18 protein-coding genes and 2 tRNA genes are annotated in these 20,606 nt (G+C 38.5%); 2 read left to right on the plus strand and 18 right to left on the minus strand.

The window, feature by feature from the left end; all coding sequences use genetic code 11:
- Positions 1–3 precede the first annotated feature (3 nt).
- The 13 genes from CP352_RS09200 to pth form a co-directional block, all read right to left on the minus strand.
- A tRNA-Gly gene (locus CP352_RS09200) sits at positions 4–78 on the minus strand.
- 111 nt (positions 79–189) lie between these two features.
- A tRNA-Gly gene (locus tag CP352_RS09205) sits at positions 190–264 on the minus strand.
- Positions 265–327: 63 nt separating this feature from the next.
- Complete coding sequence (locus CP352_RS09210; protein WP_089145583.1) at positions 328–1,254, minus strand: hypothetical protein; 927 nt, start codon at positions 1,252–1,254, stop codon at positions 328–330.
- 142 nt (positions 1,255–1,396) lie between these two features.
- Positions 1,397–2,947 (minus strand): lysine--tRNA ligase, encoded by a 1,551-nt coding sequence (lysS, locus tag CP352_RS09215; protein ID WP_054832658.1) that lies wholly within the window; start codon positions 2,945–2,947, stop codon positions 1,397–1,399.
- A 15-nt stretch (positions 2,948–2,962) separates the two neighbouring features.
- Complete coding sequence (gene dusB, locus CP352_RS09220; protein ID WP_179210812.1) at positions 2,963–3,988, minus strand: tRNA dihydrouridine synthase DusB; 1,026 nt, start codon at positions 3,986–3,988, stop codon at positions 2,963–2,965.
- 77 nt (positions 3,989–4,065) lie between these two features.
- Complete coding sequence (gene hslO, locus CP352_RS09225) at positions 4,066–4,956, minus strand: Hsp33 family molecular chaperone HslO (protein ID WP_054832657.1); 891 nt, start codon at positions 4,954–4,956, stop codon at positions 4,066–4,068.
- A 52-nt stretch (positions 4,957–5,008) separates the two neighbouring features.
- Positions 5,009–7,177 carry an ATP-dependent zinc metalloprotease FtsH gene (ftsH, locus tag CP352_RS09230; protein WP_005721112.1) on the minus strand — a complete coding sequence of 723 codons (2,169 nt, stop codon included), beginning with the start codon at positions 7,175–7,177 and terminating at the stop codon, positions 5,009–5,011.
- A gap of 94 nt (positions 7,178–7,271) precedes the next feature.
- Positions 7,272–8,525, minus strand: a complete 1,254-nt coding sequence (gene tilS / locus CP352_RS09235) for a tRNA lysidine(34) synthetase TilS (protein WP_061204421.1) — start codon at positions 8,523–8,525, stop codon at positions 7,272–7,274.
- Between the two features lie 38 nt (positions 8,526–8,563).
- Entirely contained in the window at positions 8,564–8,926 is a 363-nt protein-coding gene (locus CP352_RS09240) for a S1 RNA-binding domain-containing protein (protein ID WP_089145581.1), read from the minus strand.
- Positions 8,926–9,303, minus strand: a complete 378-nt coding sequence (locus CP352_RS09245; RefSeq protein WP_005721106.1) for a septum formation initiator family protein — start codon at positions 9,301–9,303, stop codon at positions 8,926–8,928. The genes CP352_RS09240 and CP352_RS09245 overlap by 1 nt, the downstream gene beginning before the upstream one ends.
- Before the next feature lie 67 nt (positions 9,304–9,370).
- Positions 9,371–9,613 carry an RNA-binding S4 domain-containing protein gene (locus CP352_RS09250; protein WP_005721105.1) on the minus strand — a complete coding sequence of 81 codons (243 nt, stop codon included), beginning with the start codon at positions 9,611–9,613 and terminating at the stop codon, positions 9,371–9,373.
- A gap of 15 nt (positions 9,614–9,628) precedes the next feature.
- A complete protein-coding gene (mfd, locus tag CP352_RS09255) occupies positions 9,629–13,123 on the minus strand; it encodes a transcription-repair coupling factor (protein WP_089145580.1) in 3,495 nt (1,164 codons plus the stop codon).
- A gap of 1 nt (position 13,124) precedes the next feature.
- Positions 13,125–13,682 carry an aminoacyl-tRNA hydrolase gene (gene pth / locus CP352_RS09260; RefSeq protein WP_023488504.1) on the minus strand — a complete coding sequence of 186 codons (558 nt, stop codon included), beginning with the start codon at positions 13,680–13,682 and terminating at the stop codon, positions 13,125–13,127.
- A 136-nt stretch (positions 13,683–13,818) separates the two neighbouring features.
- Here pth and CP352_RS09265 point away from each other — a divergent pair, with 136 nt between their 5' ends.
- The gene (locus tag CP352_RS09265; RefSeq protein WP_013085799.1) at positions 13,819–14,790 is read left to right on the plus strand and encodes an L-lactate dehydrogenase; all 972 of its coding nucleotides are present in this window, start codon (positions 13,819–13,821) and stop codon (positions 14,788–14,790) included.
- Between the two features lie 170 nt (positions 14,791–14,960).
- On the plus strand, positions 14,961–15,668 hold the full coding sequence (cbpA, locus tag CP352_RS09270; RefSeq protein WP_005721098.1) for a cyclic di-AMP binding protein CbpA: 708 nt from the start codon (positions 14,961–14,963) through the stop codon (positions 15,666–15,668).
- A gap of 64 nt (positions 15,669–15,732) precedes the next feature.
- Here the strand turns inward: cbpA and alr are convergent, their stop codons facing one another.
- The 5 genes from alr to CP352_RS09295 form a co-directional block, all read right to left on the minus strand.
- On the minus strand, positions 15,733–16,863 hold the full coding sequence (alr, locus tag CP352_RS09275; protein ID WP_089145579.1) for an alanine racemase: 1,131 nt from the start codon (positions 16,861–16,863) through the stop codon (positions 15,733–15,735).
- A gap of 4 nt (positions 16,864–16,867) precedes the next feature.
- Entirely contained in the window at positions 16,868–17,224 is a 357-nt protein-coding gene (acpS, locus tag CP352_RS09280) for a holo-ACP synthase (RefSeq protein ID WP_005721641.1), read from the minus strand.
- 82 nt (positions 17,225–17,306) lie between these two features.
- On the minus strand, positions 17,307–18,791 hold the full coding sequence (locus tag CP352_RS09285; protein ID WP_089150396.1) for a DEAD/DEAH box helicase: 1,485 nt from the start codon (positions 18,789–18,791) through the stop codon (positions 17,307–17,309).
- 13 nt (positions 18,792–18,804) lie between these two features.
- Positions 18,805–20,172, minus strand: a complete 1,368-nt coding sequence (gene murF, locus CP352_RS09290) for a UDP-N-acetylmuramoyl-tripeptide--D-alanyl-D-alanine ligase (protein WP_005721091.1) — start codon at positions 20,170–20,172, stop codon at positions 18,805–18,807.
- Between the two features lie 125 nt (positions 20,173–20,297).
- Positions 20,298–20,543 carry a type B 50S ribosomal protein L31 gene (locus tag CP352_RS09295; RefSeq protein ID WP_005721090.1) on the minus strand — a complete coding sequence of 82 codons (246 nt, stop codon included), beginning with the start codon at positions 20,541–20,543 and terminating at the stop codon, positions 20,298–20,300.
- Positions 20,544–20,606: the final 63 nt, after the last annotated feature.

Genomic DNA, 20,606 nt, shown 5'->3' on the forward strand with positions numbered 1-20,606 from the left:
TCTTGGAGCGGAAGACGGGATTCGAACCCGCGACCCCCACCATGGCAAGGTGATGTTCTACCACTGAACTACTTCCGCGACAACAGGTATTATTATAGCAAATACATTTTTCTTTGCAAGACCTTTTTATCAAAAAAGATAAATTTATTTTAGGCACAAAAAAAGCTCACATTCGTGAGCTCTTCATCTTGGAGCGGAAGACGGGATTCGAACCCGCGACCCCCACCATGGCAAGGTGATGTTCTACCACTGAACTACTTCCGCAATACAAAAAGTATTATATCAAAGATTACCTACTTTGCAAATACTTTTTGAGAAAAAGTTGAATTACTTAGCTTCAAAATAGTAACTATCAAAGGTCAGCTCTAAGTCCAACTTAATATTACCGGTACCGCTCTTAGAATTCTTAGGCACATGAATTTCAGCGATGGTATCGCCATCTTTGTCTACTAGATCATAATTTCTGTTCCTTTTACTTGGCTTAAAATTATTGACTCTTACATGTGCTTTAAAATCATAATCGTGAACTGGAAGCTTGCCCTTATGTGAAAGCATTGAACGATTCCAATTAGTACCACGTCCTTCATTAATAATATTAGGGTTAACAAAAGAAATATTGCTAAATTTAAATTTAGGTTTATTACCTACAAAAGCAGACTTTTTAGCTGACTTTAAAGTTAAATTCTTTAAGAAAATATTCTTAACTTGCTTTACTGAATATGGTGAAGCTGGATCGTGATCATAATCTTTGTGAGATAAAACTTTTAATCCATCTTTATCACAACGAACCTTAATAACCCAGAAACTATATCCGCTGTCTTTACCAGCCGGAATGTCAACGGAGCCTTGAATATTATCTCGAATTGCCGCATCCGTTCTAGGATTATTAATAGTCGAATAGAAAGTCAATCTTTGGTTTTGGTCACTTGGCTTTTTCCAATTCTTTACATACATTTCATTTGCAATTGTATAAGTACCGTAAGGCATATGATCAAAATCATGATATTGATCATTGTAAATAATAAATGTATGTTCATACCAAGTCCCAGGTTGTGACTCATCTAAAATTTCTGCACGAGCTCCGTTTTTTAACAATTCACGCTCATTAAAAAATTTATTTATCAATTGTTCAGATGAAGCATGATAATCTTCATCATCATCTGCTTTAACTGCTTGATTAGTAGTTAATCCTATAGCCACTAAACTAAAAAAGAATAACGCTAAAAACAGAGATCCAATCTTTTTTAATTTCATAAATCTATCCCTCCAAAAATAAAATCATTTGCAGTTTATAGCCAAAGCACCTTTATGTCAATAGTCCTTGAATAAACAAAAAATCTCATACCCATGTTTCAAAACACAGATATGAGATTTATTTTTATATCAAAATTTGATATTACTTGTTTTCTTTATTCTTCTTTTCCATATCAGCCTTAACTTCAGCTTCTACGCTTTCAACACGTTCTGGACGCATTGTTGGGAACAAAAGAACATCACGAATAGCTGGAGCATCAGTCAAAAGCATTACCAAACGGTCAATACCGATACCCAAACCACCTGTAGGTGGCATACCGTATTCCATAGCACGAAGGTAATCTTCATCGATCATGTCAGCTTCGTCGTTACCTGCTTCACGTTCTTCCATTTGAGCTTCGAAACGTTCACGTTGGTCGTCAGGATCGTTCAATTCTGAGAAGGCGTTACCGTATTCTTCACCCATGATGTAAATTTCGAAACGATCAGTAAATCTTGGATCGTCAGCATTCTTCTTAGCAAGTGGTGAGATTTCTACTGGGTGACCGTAAACGAAGGTTGGGTCAACAATAGTTTCTTCACAGTACTTTTCAAAGAAGGCGTTAATAATGTGACCAACTTTCCAGAACTTTTCAACGTGGATGTCGTGGTCTTCCGCAATCTTAGTTGCTTCTTCAAGAGTCATTGGCTTCCAGAAGTCAACGCCAGTCTTTTCCTTGATCAAGTCAACCATGTGAACGCGACGGAATGGCTTGCCTAAGTCAATGTCAGTACCTTGGTAAGTGATCTTACCGTCATCTGAAACAACCTTAGCTGCAGCACGGATAATACCTTCAGCTTCATCCATAACATCATGGTAGTCCCAGTATGCTGCGTAACTTTCAAGTTCAGTAAATTCTGGGTTGTGGTGAGTGTCCAAACCTTCGTTTCTGAATACACGGCCGATTTCGTAAACACGTTCCATATCACCAACAATCAAACGCTTAAGTGGAAGTTCCAAAGCAATTCTCATGTAAAGGTTAATATCCAAAGCGTTGTGGTGAGTAATAAATGGACGAGCTTCAGCACCACCAGGAATGTTGTGAAGTACTGGAGTTTCAACCTCCAAGAAGTTTTGACCATTTAAGTAGTCACGAATAGCTTGAATGATTTGGGTACGGTGAACAAAACGCATGTAACTATCATGGTTGGTAATCAAATCAAGGTAACGTTGACGATAAATTGCCTCAACGTCCTTTAAACCATGGTACTTATCTGGTAATGGACGAAGAGCCTTTGATAAGAAAGTTACGTGAAGGGCTCTAATAGTAAGCTCTCCAGTATCAGTCTTCATAACTTCACCCTCAATACCTAAGAAATCACCAATATCAGATTTCTTAAAGATCTTGTAGTTATCTTCGCCAACAATATCCTTACGTACATAAATTTGAATCTTACCAGTACGGTCATAAAGATCAGCAAAACCAACCTTCCCCTTACCACGTTTTGCAAGCATACGACCTGCAATTTTGGTCTTAGGCATATCAGCGTTTAATTCTTCCTTATCTTCATTGCCATACTTTTCTTCCAAAGTACTTGCCAAATCTTGACGATCAAATTTTCTTCGGCCAAATGGTTCAATTCCGTTTTCACGTAATTCTTCCATCTTTTGGCGACGGACTATTAATTGGTCGTTCATTTCATTCTTTGCCAATTTATCTTTCCTCCATTATTTGTTCATTACCGCGCGTCGTGCAGCACGAGCTTCTTCTCTTTTTTCATATTCATCAACAAAATTATCGAGCAAGTCATATACTTCTTGACGCGTCCAGACCTCATTTATTTTAGCACGAGTACGGGCCGAACGGGGAATTCCCTTTAAATAGTATGCAGCTTGTTGTCGAAATTCTGGTACAGCACGCTTTTCACCGTGAATCTTAACGAGTGCATGTAACTGGTGTTTGGCCGTTTCAACCTTCTCGCGAACAGTTTGCGGTTGTAATTTTTCACCAGTTTCAAGATAGTGAACCATATCCTTCAGAATCCACGGATTACCTAAGGCAGCACGACCGACCATTATTGCAGTACAACCGATCTCATCCAATGCTTTTTTAGCTAATTCGGGTGTTCTAATATCACCATTAGCCACAAAAGGCACATCTAGCACCTGGGCAACATCATGTAATACTTCCCAGTCAGCTTCACCTTGATACATTTGTTTACGTGTTCTACCATGCATCGCAATCATGCTTGCGCCTGCTTCTTGAGCAGCTAAAGCATTTTCTACAGCAAAAATATGCTTTTTATCCCAGCCTGTTCTCATTTTAACAGAAACCGGCTTTTTAACGTTCTGCACTACTGCGTGAACCATCTGATAAATCTTGTTTGAATCAAGTAGCCACTTCGAACCTGCATCAGTCTTTGTTACTTTAGGTACAGGACAACCCATATTAATATCAATAATATCCGCATCGGTATGTTGATCAATATATTGAGCAGCTTGAAGCAAAGTTTCCTCGCTTCCGCCAAAGATTTGAATGCTCATTGGGTGTTCACGCGGATCAACATCCATCATACTTAATGTCTTTTTATTTCCATAAATGATCCCATGATCAGAAATCATTTCGCAGACAACCAGCCCCGCTCCGAATTCCTTACAGACAACGCGGAATGCAGAGTTTGAAACTCCCGCCATCGGCGCAACAACAACTCGGTTTGGAATGGTGATATCGCGAATTTTCCAGCTGTTATTCACCAAATCATCCTTTCAAAATTACCCTATTATGATATCAAAAAAGCCCCGCTGGTTAAAACCTTAGGGCTTTATTTGCCTTAATAATCTTTATCTTTGTTCTTTTTAGCTAAAATATCTTTCAATTCATCTTCTGAATAATGATACTTGTTACCGCAGAAATTGCAAGTAAGTTCGGCACCATGATCTTCATTAATCATTGCTTCCAATTGATCGCTCTTCAAAGTTTCCAAAATACCAGCATACTTTTCTTTAGAACAATCACAGTTAAAGGCTACATCATCTTTTTCAAGAATCTTACAATCGGTTCCTAAGATTTTACGTGCTAAGTCTTCTGGCGTCATTCCATCCAAAAATGAAGTTGAGAGTGCTGGCAATGCATCAATTCGCTTAATCGTTTTATCGATCAAAGCATCACTAGCACCAGGAAGTGCTTGCAACATAAAGCCACCAGCTTCACCGATTGAATTATTTGGATTAACAAATACTGACAAACCAACAGCTGACGGAATTTGTTCTGACTTAGTCAAATAGTAAGCAAAATCTTCAGCAATTTCACCAGAAACAATTGGTACCTGACCTGTGTATGGTTCCTTCAAGCCAAGGTCCTTAGTTACTTCAAACCATCCTTGTCCAACAGCCTTTTTCACATCAATATGACCATTTTTCTTAGGTGGTAAAGCAATATGTGGATTCTTAACATAACCCTTTACCTTCAAATCGGAGGTAGCTGTCACGATGGTTGGACCAACAGGGCCATTGCCTAATAAACGGACTGTCAATTCTTCCTTATCTGTCAATTCTGCACCAGCAAGTAAAAGAGATCCTACTAAAGTACGACCAAGCACAGCAGCTGAAGCTGACCACAAGTCATGCCGCTTTTGTGCTTCACTCACTACACCCTTAGCGGTAATGGTTAACAAGCGTAAGTTTTTAGTCTTATCAATTGACTTTACTAAATAATCACTCATTTTTATCCTTCTTTTCTAAAAAAATAGAGCCTGTGACAGGCCCTACTTTTATTTAATTGTCTTTATGCTCATCATCTGCAGGAGTATCTTGAGTTGAAGTTTCATTTTCTGATTGATCCTTTTCGGGATTCTCAGGATTATTTTCTTCAACTTCATGATTCTTTTCAGATGGAGTCTCCAAGGTATCTTTTTCTTGATCAGCCAATGCTTGATCTGAATCCTTTTTTTCTGCCTTTTCAACTTCGCGCTTCTCTGCAGCAGCCTTAGCTTCTTCATAAGTTGAAGCCTTTGATTCACTCGGATATTCATCTTCGTCTTTTTCAGGCATCTTACCAGTCTTATACAAGGCCATAATTTGCTTTTCATTCAAGGTTTCATACTTGAGCAAAGCTTCGGCAATGATTCTATGCTTTTCTTTGTTGTCCTTAACGATCTCAAGGGCCTTAGCATGAGCTTCATCCAAAATCTTCTTTACAGCTTCATCAATTTTAGCTGAAGTTGCTTCACTATATGGCTTAAAGCCGTAAGGATTGCTTTCGCCTTCCTTTTCAAGCTCAACCATACCTAAGGATTCGGTCATACCATAGTTAACTACCATGCTATGCGCAATTTGAGTAGCTTGTTCAAAGTCGTTAGAAGCACCAGTTGACTTATCACCAATGGTTGCTTCTTCACCTGCACGACCACCCATCAAACCAACAATTTGTTCAAATAATTGCTTTTTAGTCAAAATGAATTGATCATCTTTAGGCAACATGATGTTATAACCACCAGCACGGCCACGAGGTACGATAGTAACTTTACGTACAGTACGTGAGTCGCTTAAGACCAAACCACAGATTGAGTGACCAGCTTCGTGGAAAGCAACACGTCTTCTTTCTTTTTCAGAAATCAAACGATCCTTCTTAGCTGGACCGGCAATCACACGGTCTTCGGCTTCATCAATATCTGATGCAGTAATCTCAGTACCATTACGACGAGCAGCAACTAATGCGGCTTCATTCAAGACGTTAGCCAAATCTGCACCTACAAAGCCAGGAGTTTGACGGGCAACTTCCTTCAAATCAACATCAGGTGCAAGCGGCTTGTTCTTAGCGTGAACCTTTAAAATAGCTTCACGACCACGAACGTCAGGACGACCTACCAATACCTTACGGTCAAAACGACCAGGACGAAGCAAAGCTGGGTCTAAGACGTCTGAACGGTTAGTAGCAGCAATGACAATAACACCTTCATCGCCTTCAAAACCATCCATTTCAACCAATAATTGGTTCAAAGTCTGTTCACGTTCATCATTACCACCGCCGGTGCCATTGCCACGACGACGACCAATGGCATCAATTTCATCGATAAAGATAATACTTGGTGCATTTTTCTTGGCATTGTTAAACAGGTCACGTACACGACTAGCACCAACACCGACAAACATTTCAACGAAGTCTGAACCTGAGATTGAATAAAATGGCACGTTAGCTTCACCAGCTACAGCACGAGCAAGCAAAGTCTTACCAGTACCAGGAGGACCCTCAAGTAAAACACCAGATGGGATTCTTGCACCCAACTTAGTGTACTTAGATGGATCTTTCAAAAATTCAACTACTTCGACTAATTCTTGTTTTTCTTCTTCTTCACCGGCTACGTCAGAGAAACGAACCTTATTCTTAGAAGGATCTTCTGGCTTGACGTGTGAACGACCGAAATTCATTATTCCGCCGCCACCACCACGTCCAGCGCCACCTTGGTTCATCATCATCCAAAGCATGACGATAAACAAAACGGTTGGCACAAGCATGACAATGGTCGAAATCCAATTGCCAGATTGTGATTCTCCTTGAGTTGTCATCCGAGCATTACTTTTTTGTGCCAAGTTTTGCACGTTAGAAACGGTAGAATCATTCTGTAACATGGTAGTAGAGAAGCGCGAAACTTTTCTACTTGAATTATTACTAAAGAAATCAAAACTATTATTTGATTGATTCTTTGTTGTTTGTGCAGTCTTGTAACTACCTGAAACAGTGTAAACACCATTAGCAGGTTGAACACTAAAGTTTTTAACTTTGCCTTGACGCAAATCTTTAACAAATTGTGAGTAACTGATATTCTCTGAGCTACCACTATTGTTAGAGCCGCCGAGTGCCCAGTTGATTCCCCATAGGAGCAGAAGGAACACAACTATATAGAAAAGGCCGTTTGAAAGCAGCCGATTCCGGTTATTCTTCATAAAAAACCTCCGCAAAGTCTTTAAGTTATACGTTTAAAATTCTATCACAAATTAGCTTGCAACCACTAACATTTTCACCTATTTTGAAGACTTCTTAATAAATGTATAGGAAATAATGTTTACCATCTGTGATAAAGTCCTGTTTTTGATAACATTTTTCTACAAAAACAGGTTCATTTTCAGCATAAATTGAAATGCAGCAAGAGCGCAAGGCAAAGGGAATTGCCTTTTCTGCAAATTTCTTTTTCGCCTTAACTCGTTGACCATTTTTCAACAATAATTTGCTAGCAGGTACTAGACTTCCCGCAGTAAAATGTGCATCCCTTTCCAGCCAAAAGCTTCCTATTTCTTTCAAATCAGCTTGCCTATCAGTAGTTAGTAAATAATAAGCTCCGTTGAATTCAAATTGCTGATTCAGTTCGATACTAAATGGCTGCACAGTTTTCTGTGGCTTATTTTCAACTAAATAACTATAACCTTGATAATCAATCACCTCAAAATTGCCCAAATTTTCATTTACCCGGCGATGATATTTTTGCCAGATTATCTTTTGCCAAAAAATATTTTTTTCTTCTGTAGATAAATCATTTAAGTTGTCCGTTTTAATTCGCCAAGCACCCAAAAATGGCTCAACCGTTCTCATACTATTCAACTGCTCATCCGCCAAATCCGTCAATTGACTCATTTTTTCACTAAAACGCAGTGCATTACTAATTAAATTAGGATTCTCCTCTTTTAATAATGGCACCACATGATGACGCAGTCGATTTCGAACAGTCTCATCCTCCGTATTAGTTGAATCTATTACATAGTCAATTTCACGCTCTTGATCATATTCGAGTAATTCTTGCTTACTATAGGCTAATAGTGGTCTAAGCAAAACAACGCCATGCATAGAGCCGATGTCTTGCAAACTATTCATCTCTTCAGGATTTCCCGAGCGAATAAATTTGAGCAAAATATTTTCTAGCAAATCATCACCATGATGCGCAGTTAATAAATAGTTCATTCGCTCGCTATGAGCAACATTAGTCAAAAAATGATATCGTGCCTCTCGCGCCGCTGCCTCAATTCCCGTTTGGGGCTGATCATGTTTATCCCACTTGCCATTAAACAGGCAAATCTTCTTTTGAGCACAATAATTTTGCAAAACTTCTACTTCATATGAGCTATCCGCACGCAATTGATGATCAAAATGTGCCGCAAAAACAGTAAAACTTAGTTGTTTTTGCAAATTAACTAGCATATCTAGTAAAGCCATGGAATCCGGTCCCGCACTTGCGGCTACTAATAGTCTTTTATCCTTTAAGTCAATCTGATGTTGTTCAAAAAAATCATTAATTTTCATTATTTTTCTAACAAAAAATGGCCCTTTCGGACCATCCCTTAATTCTCAGTTAATACTTGCTTTAGCTTTTCAATTTCTTCTTTAGCATCCCGCGTTGTTTGATTCAGGACTTGATCAAAATCAGCTGGCTTTGTCTTAGAAAATTGATTATCATGGTCAACTAATTCCGGATCATTCACTCGAGTGATCGATAAATTAAATCTCCCTTTATGGATGTGCACCACAACCACGCGCACTTCATCGCCAACATGATAACGACGACGTTCGCGTAGCCAATTATTGCCAAAGTCACTATGATGAACCAAACCAGAATGCCAATTAGGTAAAGTAACAAAGATGCCCAAGTCAGTAATGTTATTAATTACACCAGTCACCCGATTACCAGCTTGATACTTTTCCATTAGTTATCATCATTTCTTTCATGCACGTTATAAATCTTCTCATTTGATTTAGAATAATAGAATTTATAACGAATCAGCTTAGCAACATAATTTGGATCCTTCAAATCCTGCTTTTCAGTTTCTAAGTCATTTCTCTTATTTTTTACTTTAGTTAAAGTCTGTTTTTCAGCTTGTACTTGATTATTCAGTCGTCCAGTTTGAGAAATCTTGATTGCAATCTGTACACCTAAAGCAACGAAAATGATAGCAAAAACTGCCATAATTACGTTCAACCGCTTGCGGTGTGTTTCTTTCTCTAGTTTAGCCTGTTTACGTCTAAGACGCGCCCTCTGCTCTTCTGGACTCAACGAATTATATATACGTGGACCATGATTCATTGTTTAATCCCCTAATTACTAAATAACTATACTAAGTCAAGTATAACAACGATTTAATCAAAAGTCATTAATCAACTAGCTCGTACAGTTCACTTGCTTCTGCTTTTTTCGTGGTCTCGCGAATATTTAACACCTTAGCCTTGATGGTTTTGGCGCCGTAACCTACTTCAATAATATCATCAATTTTTACATCGTAGCTTGATTTTACAACTCGACCATTGACTTTGATTCTACCTTGATCAGCCATTTCTTTAGCTACGGTTCTTCTCTTAACTAATCGTGAAACTTTTAAAAATTTATCAATCCTCATATTTTTCTCCTACAGTTACCTTTGTACAATGTCGCTTGCTGCCTGTAAAAAGGTTGCCAGTTCATTGAATAAAACACGATTCTTCATTTTATCCGGCAACAATAGTAAGACAACCATTCTTTTTTCTTGATTCATACTAATGCGAGCCTTTAAGCTTACATGCTCCAATGCCTTAAAAATATTAGGTCCCTCAAGTTCGCGTGAAGCTGCGTTCGTAAATTCCACTTTAATCTTATCGTCAGTTTTAACCACATTGAGCACTTGAGCCATGTCAGCATCAACCTTTAGACCGGCAACAGCTAATAAATTCTCGACGGCCGTTGGATAGTCACCAAAACGATCGATTAATTCATCTTCAATTTTACCTAATTCTTCCTGACTTGAGACGGCTTTAATCTTTTTGTAAAATTCAATTTTTTCTTCTTGATCACCGATATACGAATCTGGAATATAAGCCTCAAGTCCAAGGTCGATTTCTGCGTTTGACTTTTTGACTGTTGTCTTCCCCTTACGGTCTTGAATTGCATCAGCCAGCATTTGTGAGTACAAATCATAACCAACGCTATCAATAAAGCCGTGCTGTTGTGCACCCAGCATATTTCCAGCACCACGAATTGATAAGTCACGCATTGCTATTTTGAAACCAGAACCCAGTTCAGTGAAGTCACGGATCGCATCAAGCCGTTTTTCACCAACCTCAGTTAAAACTTTATTTGGCTTATACAAGAAGTAAGCATAAGCCAAACGAGCACTACGGCCAATTCTACCCCGCAATTGATACAACTGACTTAGACCATAGTGGTCAGCATTTTCAATGATCATTGTATTGACATTGGGCATATCAATTCCTGTTTCAATAATCGTAGTCGTAACCAAGATATCAAACTCGCGATTCAGGAAGCGATAAAGAATATCTTCCAACTGATTCTGACTCATTCGACCATGGGCAGCTGCAATTCGCGCCTGTGGCATCAATTCCTGCAGTTTTTCGACAGTTTCATCGATATCACTAATCCGATTATGTAAATAAAAGACCTGTCCATCACGTTGCATTTCACGCAAGCATGCATCCCTTACTACACTAGGAATTTGTTCCATCACATAAGTTTGAATAGGGTATCTGTTTTGAGGTGGCGTTTCCATTACTGAGAGATCACGCACACCTACCATTGACATATGAAGCGTTCGCGGTATTGGCGTAGCTGTTAATGTCAAAACATCAATATTTGCCTTCAACTGCTTTAACTTTTCCTTGTGCTTAACGCCAAACCGCTGCTCCTCGTCAACAATTAACAATCCTAGATTCTTGAATTTTACATCTTGAGACAAAATACGGTGAGTCCCAACAACCAAATCTACCTTGCCATTTTTTAGCCCTTCAATAATTTCCTTTGATTCAACTGGCGTTTGAAAACGAGATAGCATAGCAGTATTGACTGGGAAATCTTTGAAGCGATCTTGAATCGTCTCATAGTGTTGTTGCGCCAAAATAGTGGTGGGTACTAAAAAGGCTACTTGTTTATTATCCTGAATTGCCTTAAAAGCTGCTCGTAAGGCTACCTCAGTTTTTCCAAAACCAACATCCCCCACTAAAAGACGGTCCATTGGCTTCGAGCTTTCCATATCTTGCTTAATTTCTTTAACCGATCGCAATTGATCAGGTGTTTCTGGATAAGGAAAGGCATCTTCAAATTGTTTTTGTAGATCATCATCAGGTGAAAAAGCAAAGCCTTTTTCTGATTCACGTTTGGCATAAAGTTCAATCAAATCATCCGCAATGTCTTCAACTTTAGATTGAACCTTACGCTTGGTTTTAGCCCACTCACTACCACCTAGCTTATTAATATGTGGTGTCTTACCTTCTGAACCAACATATTTTTGTACTAAGCTTAATTGATCTGCTGGTACAAAAAGCTGATCACCATGCTGGTAGGTAATCGTAATATAGTCACGCTTGGTACCATTATTTTCTAAAGTCTTGATTCCTTCAAACCGACCAATCCCGTGGTTAACATGAACAACATAATCCCCTGGCTTCAGTTCAGTATAATTGCGCAAGCGCTGGGCATTCTCCAGTGTCTTAATTCTTTTTTTACGTTGTGGACGCTTATTAAATAGTTCACGCTCCGTTAGATATACCAATTTAACTGTTGGTAAACTAAAGCCACTAACAAAGCCATCAACTACAATTTGTGTCCGTTGTTCAACAATTTCGTCTGCACCAACAATTGGTAAATTTAAGCCAAAATCAACCATTGTTTGATCAATTTGCTGTGCTCTTTTTTCATTATCAGCCTGTAAAATGACGGTTTGCCCCGCCTTTTGATAAGATTCTAATTCTGACTTAATCAGCGGCATTTGACTAAAGAATTGTTCTGGCTCACGTGTTGACCAATTGAGCATCTGGCCTAAGCGCAGTCGTCCCATGCTTCGTTGAAACAATGAGAAATAAATGCGATGGTGCTTATCTTTGCTCAGAATCTTTGTATAATCTGACCGCAAGCTTTGCCCTGGCAACATTGCACCAGTTTTTAGTTCATCATTAATAAAAGCAGCGTTTTGCTTATCAACTGTTTCAACCGCTTGATTAATTAAAGGCAAATCGTCAAATAAAATCTGCCCATTTTTAGGCAAATATTCGAGTAAACTACTAGAAATTTCAAGCAAATAGTCAATTAAGAAAGCATAGTTTTTAGGTAAACCGCCATCGTTTAATTCATCAAAAACTGCCGCAAAGTGGTCCTTGACAGCTTTAGCGGGAGCTGGTGCATTGGCCATATCTTGTTCAATTTTCTTAGCCGCTGCCGCAATTGCATCCTTAGTAAAAACTCGATCTTGAGCTGCTGCAACTTCTACTTTGTCTAACTCTTTTTGACTCCGTTGACTAGCTAAATCGAATTCCTTAATTGTATCTATTTCGTCACCAAAGAATTCGATTCGCACGGGATTTTCTCGATCTAGTGGATAAACATCTAAAATATCACCACGGATGGCGAATTCGCCTGGCCGTGCTACCAAAGAATCACGCTGATACCCTGAAGCAAGCAACCATTCATTGAGTTCTTTTAGTTCATATTCTTGACCTGGCTCAAAACTCCGCTTTGCCTGCGCAAAATCAGTTGGATTGGTCAGTTTGTATTGCAGCCCCTGCGGCGTTGTTACCACTATTCCTGCCTTACCACTTAACAAAAAATTAAGTGCCTGAATTCGGCTGCTCAGTTCATCAGGCGAACTAACTGCCGTTTGCGTTGCAATTGTAGTATCTACTGGAAAAATTTGCACAGTTTCATCTGCCATAATGGCACTGAGTTCACCATATAAGTTTTGTGCTTTACTTTCGTTTTCTTCAATTAAAATAAGTGGAGCTGCTAATTTAGTTGTTATCTGTTTTAGCAATAGACTAAAAGCACCGGCATTAGCGCCAGTGATTAGTGAATTTTTTACTTGTTTTGTTTTTGAAATAAAATTATTTAAATCTTGATCTTTATCTAAAATCTCTGTTAAACGCATTTTAATTATATTTATTCATTAAATATTGACTACCATGTCCGCTGATAAAGTCGTCAATAATATCTACACTTGTCGCAAATGCATCATCCATCAATTTTTGTTGTTCATCATTAAATGGTGTCAAAACCCATGAAACAACCGTTGTATTTTTCGGATGACGAATACCAATCTTCAAACGATTAAACTTTTCCGTCCCTAAATCTCGAATGATGCTTTTAATTCCATTATGTCCACCAGATTTGCCATTAGCTCTAATTCTAATTTTACCAATTGGCATATCCATATCATCTTGAATAATTAGCACATCTGCTGGATCAACCTTAAAGAAGTTAGCCACTTGACTAACTGAACGACCTGATTCATTCATAAAGGTTTGCGGCTCAAGCAAAATTACATCTTCACCATTTATTTTTTGCTTAGTCCAATGACCTTCAAATTTATCTTTATCCAGTGACAAACCCTTTTCATTCAAATAATGATCCATTGTCATGAAACCAGTATTATGCTTTGTTTTATCATATTTTTGTCCTGGATTACCTAAACCTGCAATTATCTTCATTATTTTTACTCCTCACTATGCACACAATCTTACATATAATAGCACAATTAGGAAATAATAATTTTATTAATGCTTGCTATCATGGTATAATTCATTTTGTTAAAAATATCACTAATAAAAAAGGAGATTTTTATTTATGCCAAGAGATGAAAGACCTCGTAAAGTTATTCTTGTTGGTGATGGTGCTGTAGGTTCAACCTTCGCATTCTCAATGGTACAACAAGGTATCGCCGAAGAATTGGGTATTATTGATATCGCTAAGGAACACGTTGAAGGTGACGCAATTGACTTAGCTGATGCTACCCCTTGGACTTCACCAAAGAATATCTATGCAGCTGACTACCCTGACTGTAAGGATGCAGACTTAGTAGTTATCACTGCTGGTGCTCCACAAAAGCCAGGCGAAACTCGTCTTGACCTTGTTAACAAGAACTTGAAGATTTTATCATCAATCGTTGAACCAGTTGTTGAATCAGGCTTTGAAGGTATTTTCTTAGTTGTTGCTAACCCAGTTGATATTTTAACCCACGCAACTTGGAAAATGTCAGGTTTCCCTAAGGATCGTGTTATCGGTTCAGGTACTTCACTTGATACTGGTCGTCTTCAAAAGGTTATCGGTGAAATGGAACATGTTGACCCACGTTCAGTTAATGCTTACATGCTTGGTGAACACGGTGATACTGAATTCCCAGCATGGAGCTACAACAATGTTGGTGGCGTAAAGGTTAGTGACTGGGTTAAGGCTCACGGTATGGATGAATCTAAGCTTGAAGACATCCACAAGGAAGTTGCTAACATGGCTTACGACATCATTAACAAGAAGGGTGCTACTTTCTACGGAATCGGTACTGCTTCAGCAATGATCGCTAAGGCTATCTTGAACGATGAACACCGTGTACTTCCACTTTCAGTTCCTATGGACGGTCAATATGGCTTACATGACATTCATATTGGTACTCCTGCAGTTGTTGGCCGTAAGGGTCTTGAACAAGTCATTGAAATGCCATTAAGTGACAAGGAACAAGAATTGATGACTGCTTCTGCAGATCAATTGAAGAAGGTTATGGACAAGGCATTTAAGGAAACTGGCGTTAAGGTTCGTCAATAATCTAAAACTTGTTTCATCTAAAGGCATCTCTTTTTTAGAGATGCTTTTTTATTTGTCTAACTATTGTTAAAATATAGTTGTTACTTCAGATGAACTTTAATTAATATTTAATTAACTCATCAACTATGCTATAATTACTTGAAACATTTCTCACTTTCGGAGGCGAACTCATGCTTATTAAATCTTTAGTTATTAAAAAAGATTATTTAACAACAGTTAATGAAAAAGCCACATTAGCAGAAGCTTTAAAAGTTTTAGAAGATTCAGGCTACAGATGTGTGCCAATCGTTGACGATACTGGTACTATTTTCCGTGGTAACATTTATAAGATGCATATCTACCGTCATAAGTCACAAGGTGGCGATATGAATCTACCAGTAACTTACTTACTTAAGAATGCCACTAAGACAATTAAGGTCAATTCACCATTCTTCAAGGTATTTTTCAACATTAAGGACTTGCCTTATATTGCTGTCCTTGATGAAGATAATCATTTTTATGGTATTCTTACTCACTCAAGAATGCTTGATATGTTGTCAGATGCGTGGGATGTTAAAAATGGTTCATACGTTTTGACCGTTTTATCTGACAATACACGTGGTAACTTGATCAAGATGTCCAAGATTGTGTCTAAGCACACTAATATGTCTAGTGTAATGACACTTGATGCAGCTGCTGGCGAACTCGAAGGTAATTTTGTTAGAAGAACACTCTTTACTCTCCCCGCTGGTGTCTCAGATATTACCATGAGAACGATTGTTGATAAGTTACAAAGAAAAGGTTTCGTAGTTTCTGAAATCGAAGATTTGCAAGCCGGCATGACTATTATGAGTGATGAAAATCCAGGTGTCTTTATTGAACACCCTGTTAAGGATTAAAAAACTGATCTACCAAAAAATGCTTCTAGATTTTTGTTCTAGAAGCATTTTTTTATTGCCTAACTTATTTTTCATAGTAAACACGAGGTAAACGATCGTTTAACAAACATGCTACTTCATAGTGAATAGTATCAACATAATCTGCGGCGGCCTTAATATTATTTGGCGCTGTTGGATCATTGGAAATGATGACTACCTTAGTTCCTAACGGCATTTTCTTTGGCATTTTGACCATAAATTGATCCATACAAATTCGGCCGACAATTGGACAGTATTCGTCTCCAACTTTAACTTTAAAGCCTTGAAACTTTCTAATAAAGCCATCAGCATAGCCAACAGGCACAGTTCCAATAATTGTATCTTGATCAGCTACAAAAGTAGACCCATATCCTACACCATCACCTTGATGGATCATTTTAACATGAGTTAATTCACTTTCAAATGACATTGCTGGTTCAAGTGGAATTGATGATTTTAAATCAGGACTAGATGGATTAGATGATGGATTTAAGCCATAAATCCCAATACCAAAACGAACGCAATCGCTCGGAATATTTTTATCAAAAATGCTGGCTGCCGTATTGTCTACATGAATCCATTGTGGCTTTACTGTTAATAAGCTTCTCATATGAGCAAATTTCTTCACTTGATGCTTAAAGTAAGTATCATCCGCACTATCAGCAGAGGCAAAGTGGGCAAACATCCCTTCAACGTAAAAATTATCATTATCTTGCAAAAATTCGTTAGCGGCAACGAAATCAGCATCTTCATTGAAACCGATCCGTCCCATCCCTGAGTCTACGCCAATGTGAACCTTTAATTGCAAGTGTTCCTTTTCAAGATATTTTTCTGTTTCCTTTAGCCATTCAAGGTTAGGAATCGTTAATGAAACATTGTTTGCGGCCGCAATTGGAGCGTATTCTGGAGAAACTACTCCCAAAACTAAAATTGGCTTAACAATGTCAGCATGACGCAATTGCAAGGCCTCATCTAAAATAGCTACACAAAGGCCTGCTGCACCTTCCTCAATCGCAATTTTAGCCACCTCAACTGCACCATGACCATAAGCATTGGCCTTAACTACAGCTAACATCTTTTGCCCTGTTGCAAGATGTTTCATTTCATTTTTTATATTTCTTCTAATTGCGCCCAAATTTACCTTTACAACGGCTGGACGGTGATAGCCTGGAACCATATTTTTATTTTTCCTCCAAAACTACAAATGTAATAATTTCATGATTATCATGTGTGATACTTGGGAAAATATTTCCATCAAACTTAGTTGAAGTCATAACGGGATGACCTAAATCATCCCATAAAGTTTCGACATCTTGAAAACCAATATACTTTCCCAGACCCGTTCTCATTGCTTTAGAAAAAGATTCCTTTAATGAAAAGCGTCCGCCTAGGTATTCAACTTTACGTTTGCCTGCCATTTTTTGATATTGATCAAATTCTTTGGGAGTTAATACTTTTTTGGCAAAAGCATCCCCTTTGTCCACGATCTTCTTAACTCGTTCAACTTCAATCGAGTCAATTCCTACTCCTTTAATCATTATTTTCACCTCACACAATGACATCATTATAATACAAAAAAGAAGCTGTAAAAATTACAACTTCCCTTTTTAAGATAAAATCTTAATCTTTCTTATTCTTGATTACAAATTCATGTCCGTTGCCACGACCACACTTACCGCGGGTTCCATTTTGGCGGTATGAATTATTGTTACGACGGCGGTGGTTATCGCGTCCATGATTATTATCGCTACGGCCATGACCTTTACCACGACGGCGGCGACCATCACCCTTGTATGGTAACGGCTTTTCTGGGGTAATCTTGACTTTAACCTCATCTTTAGCCAAGTTCTTTAAAAAGGCTGCAACTAAGTCGAGAGCTGAATAGTTATCCAGCAGCTCACTTGCCCCTTGGGTATATTTACCCAAATCACCGTTCATCAAATCTTCAATTTCAATTTTTGCTTGCTTTAATTGACCATGTAATGCCTGATCATCTGTTGGCGGACGAAGCGGCGACATCTTCTTTTTAGTCAATTGCTCAATGGTTCTCATATAGCCAATCTCGTTTGGCGTAACAAAAGTAACAGAGATTCCATTTTGCCCCGCACGACCAGTTCTACCAATACGGTGAACATATGAATCCGGATCTTGGGGAATATCATAATTATAAACGTGGGTTACGCCTGAAATATCAAGTCCGCGGGCAGCTACATCAGTAGCAACCAGAATATCTAGCTTACCTTCACGAAATCTTTTCAAAACTGACATTCTACGCGCTTGCGATAGATCACCGTGAATTCCCGCCGCATTGTAGCCACGCGCTTGCAAACCGCGCGTAAGTTCATCTACGCGACGTTTGGTGCGACCAAAGACTAAAGCCAAATCTGGACCCTGCACGTCAATTAGTCGACACATAATATCAAATTTTTCAGACTCTTTAGCACGAACAAAATATTGTTCAATCAAATCAGCAGTTAATTCCTTAGCTTTAATGCGGACAATTTCTGGGTGATCCATAAATTTTTCGCCTATCCGCAAAATTGGCTTAGGCATTGTTGCACTAAAGAGCAAAGTTTGTTGCCGGTTTTTAGCATATTTCAAAATACTTTCAATATCTTGAATAAAGCCCATATCCAGCATTTCATCTGCTTCATCTAAAACAACTGCTTTAACTTGATCCAAATTGATTGTCTTACGCTTAAGGTGATCAAGTAATCGCCCTGGAGTACCAACTAAAATTGATGGTATATGATGTTTTAATGAGCGAATTTGACGACCAATATCTGCTCCTCCGTAGACCACTTGAACATGAGCATGTTCGTCACGACCTAAACGGAATAATTCTTCTTGCGTCTGAATAGCAAGTTCACGCGTTGGTTCAATAATAACCGCTTGAATTGCTTTTTCTTTTTTGTCGATCATCTGTAAAATTGGCAAGCCAAACGCAGCTGTCTTACCGGTACCAGTCTGGGCTTGACCAATTACATCTTTGCCTTGCAAAGCAAGGGGAATAGTCTGTTCCTGGATTGGCGTTGCTTCTTCAAAGCCTGAGCGTTTAATTGCCTTAAGAAGCGCGTCATTTAATCCTAATTCTGAAAACTTCAAAAAAATTGTTCTCCTATCTTAGTCGGGCCAAGACATTTTCCAGGTGCATTCCATGTGAACCCTTCAATACAACAATGTCATCCGACTTAATATCATTCTTCAGATCGTCAATCATTCGATCTGTCTGTTCTTGTGTATAATAATGCAAATGCTCTGGCTCATACTTATCTTGTAAAGCATCATACAAATTCTTCATTTCAGAGCCATATAAGTAAACTTCGTTAATAATTTGTGGATCTAACGTATCCTCAAGGCCAGCATGCAATTCAGGGGAGTTTTTACCTAATTCCAACATATCACCTAAAACAGCAATTCTGCGCCCATTATCTTTTACTTCAACTTGGCCAAAACTAGTCAATACAGCTCTAACAGCAGTTGGATTTGAGTTATAGATATCACTCATGATGCTTTCGCCAGCATCGCCTTTTTCCCACTCCATCCGATTAGCCGTTGGGGTAAAGTTAGACAATGATGAGGCAATTTCCTCATCACTTTCACCAAAATGACGACCAACACTAATTGCGGCCATTGCGTTAGAAACATTGTGTTTACCAATCATTGGGATTGAGAATTTTTGCTCTGAATCATTAACTGTAAAGGTAGCATGATGCATATAACTCTTAAAGCCAGTTGCATGAACTGTATCTTCATCTCTAAAACCAAAAGTTGCTTTAGCTTGATCCAATTTCTCAGCACGTTCTTGCAATAATGGTTCATCCCCATTGAAGATAAATTCGCCATCTTCACGCAAAAAGTCAGTAATTTCCATCTTAGCATCTGCAATCTTGTCGCGGCTGCCAAAGAATTCAATATGAGCTTCACCAATCATTGTAATTACGGCCACATCTGGATGGGTTAATTCACTTAAATGATGCAATTGACCTGGTCTGTCCATTCCCATTTCAAGCACCAAAATTTCAGTATTTGGCTTCATCTCAAGGATGGTCATTGGCACACCAATCTCATTGTTAAAGTTGGCCTGAGTTTTATGTACATTAAAGCGTTTAGACAAAACAGCAGCAATCATATCCTTGGTAGTAGTCTTACCATTTGAACCAGTAATTCCCACTACGGTTGGATTAACCTTACGCAAATAATAGCGAGCAAGCTCTTGCATAGCAGCAAGTGGATCATCAACTTCAATAACCGCAATATCTTCTGGCTTGTTCGGATGCCCCTTTTTCCATAAAGTAGCAGAAGCACCATTATTAATAGCACTAGCTATGAATTCGTGCCCATCACGTTCACCTTCAAGTGGTACAAATAATCCACCATCTGTGATCTTTCTGGAGTCAAAGGCAACAGAAGTAATAACAGTTTGATTGTCACCTTCACAAGTAGTATTTAAAGCCTTGGCAATTTCCGCCATTTGCATTTTCATTGAATATTTACTCCCATAAAAACATTTTTATACAGAAAACATTATACTGTCTTTCATGCATTCTGCCAAATAATCTCTAACGAAAAAAGCAGCCCCAATGGGACTGCTTCCACCAGATAAAAGGCTTACTTCTTCAAGCCGTACTTCTTGTTGAACTTTTCGATTCGACCATCTGCTTGAGCAAACTTTTGCTTGCCAGTGTAGAATGGGTGTGAATCTGATGAAACTTCAACACGTACTAATGGGTAAGTTTCGCCTTCGTAGTCAATAGTTTCTGATGGCTTCAAAGTTGAGCCAGCTAAGAACTTAGCACCAGTTGCTGAGTCCATGAAAACTACTTCTTGAAATTCTGGATGAATACCTTGTTTCATAATTTATTACTCCTTTGCCATGATCATATCACAGATCATAGATTAATCGATTAACGATAACTA

The organism is Lactobacillus sp. UMNPBX1, assembly GCF_002554085.1.
Taxonomy (GTDB): Bacteria; Bacillota; Bacilli; order Lactobacillales; family Lactobacillaceae; genus Lactobacillus; species Lactobacillus crispatus.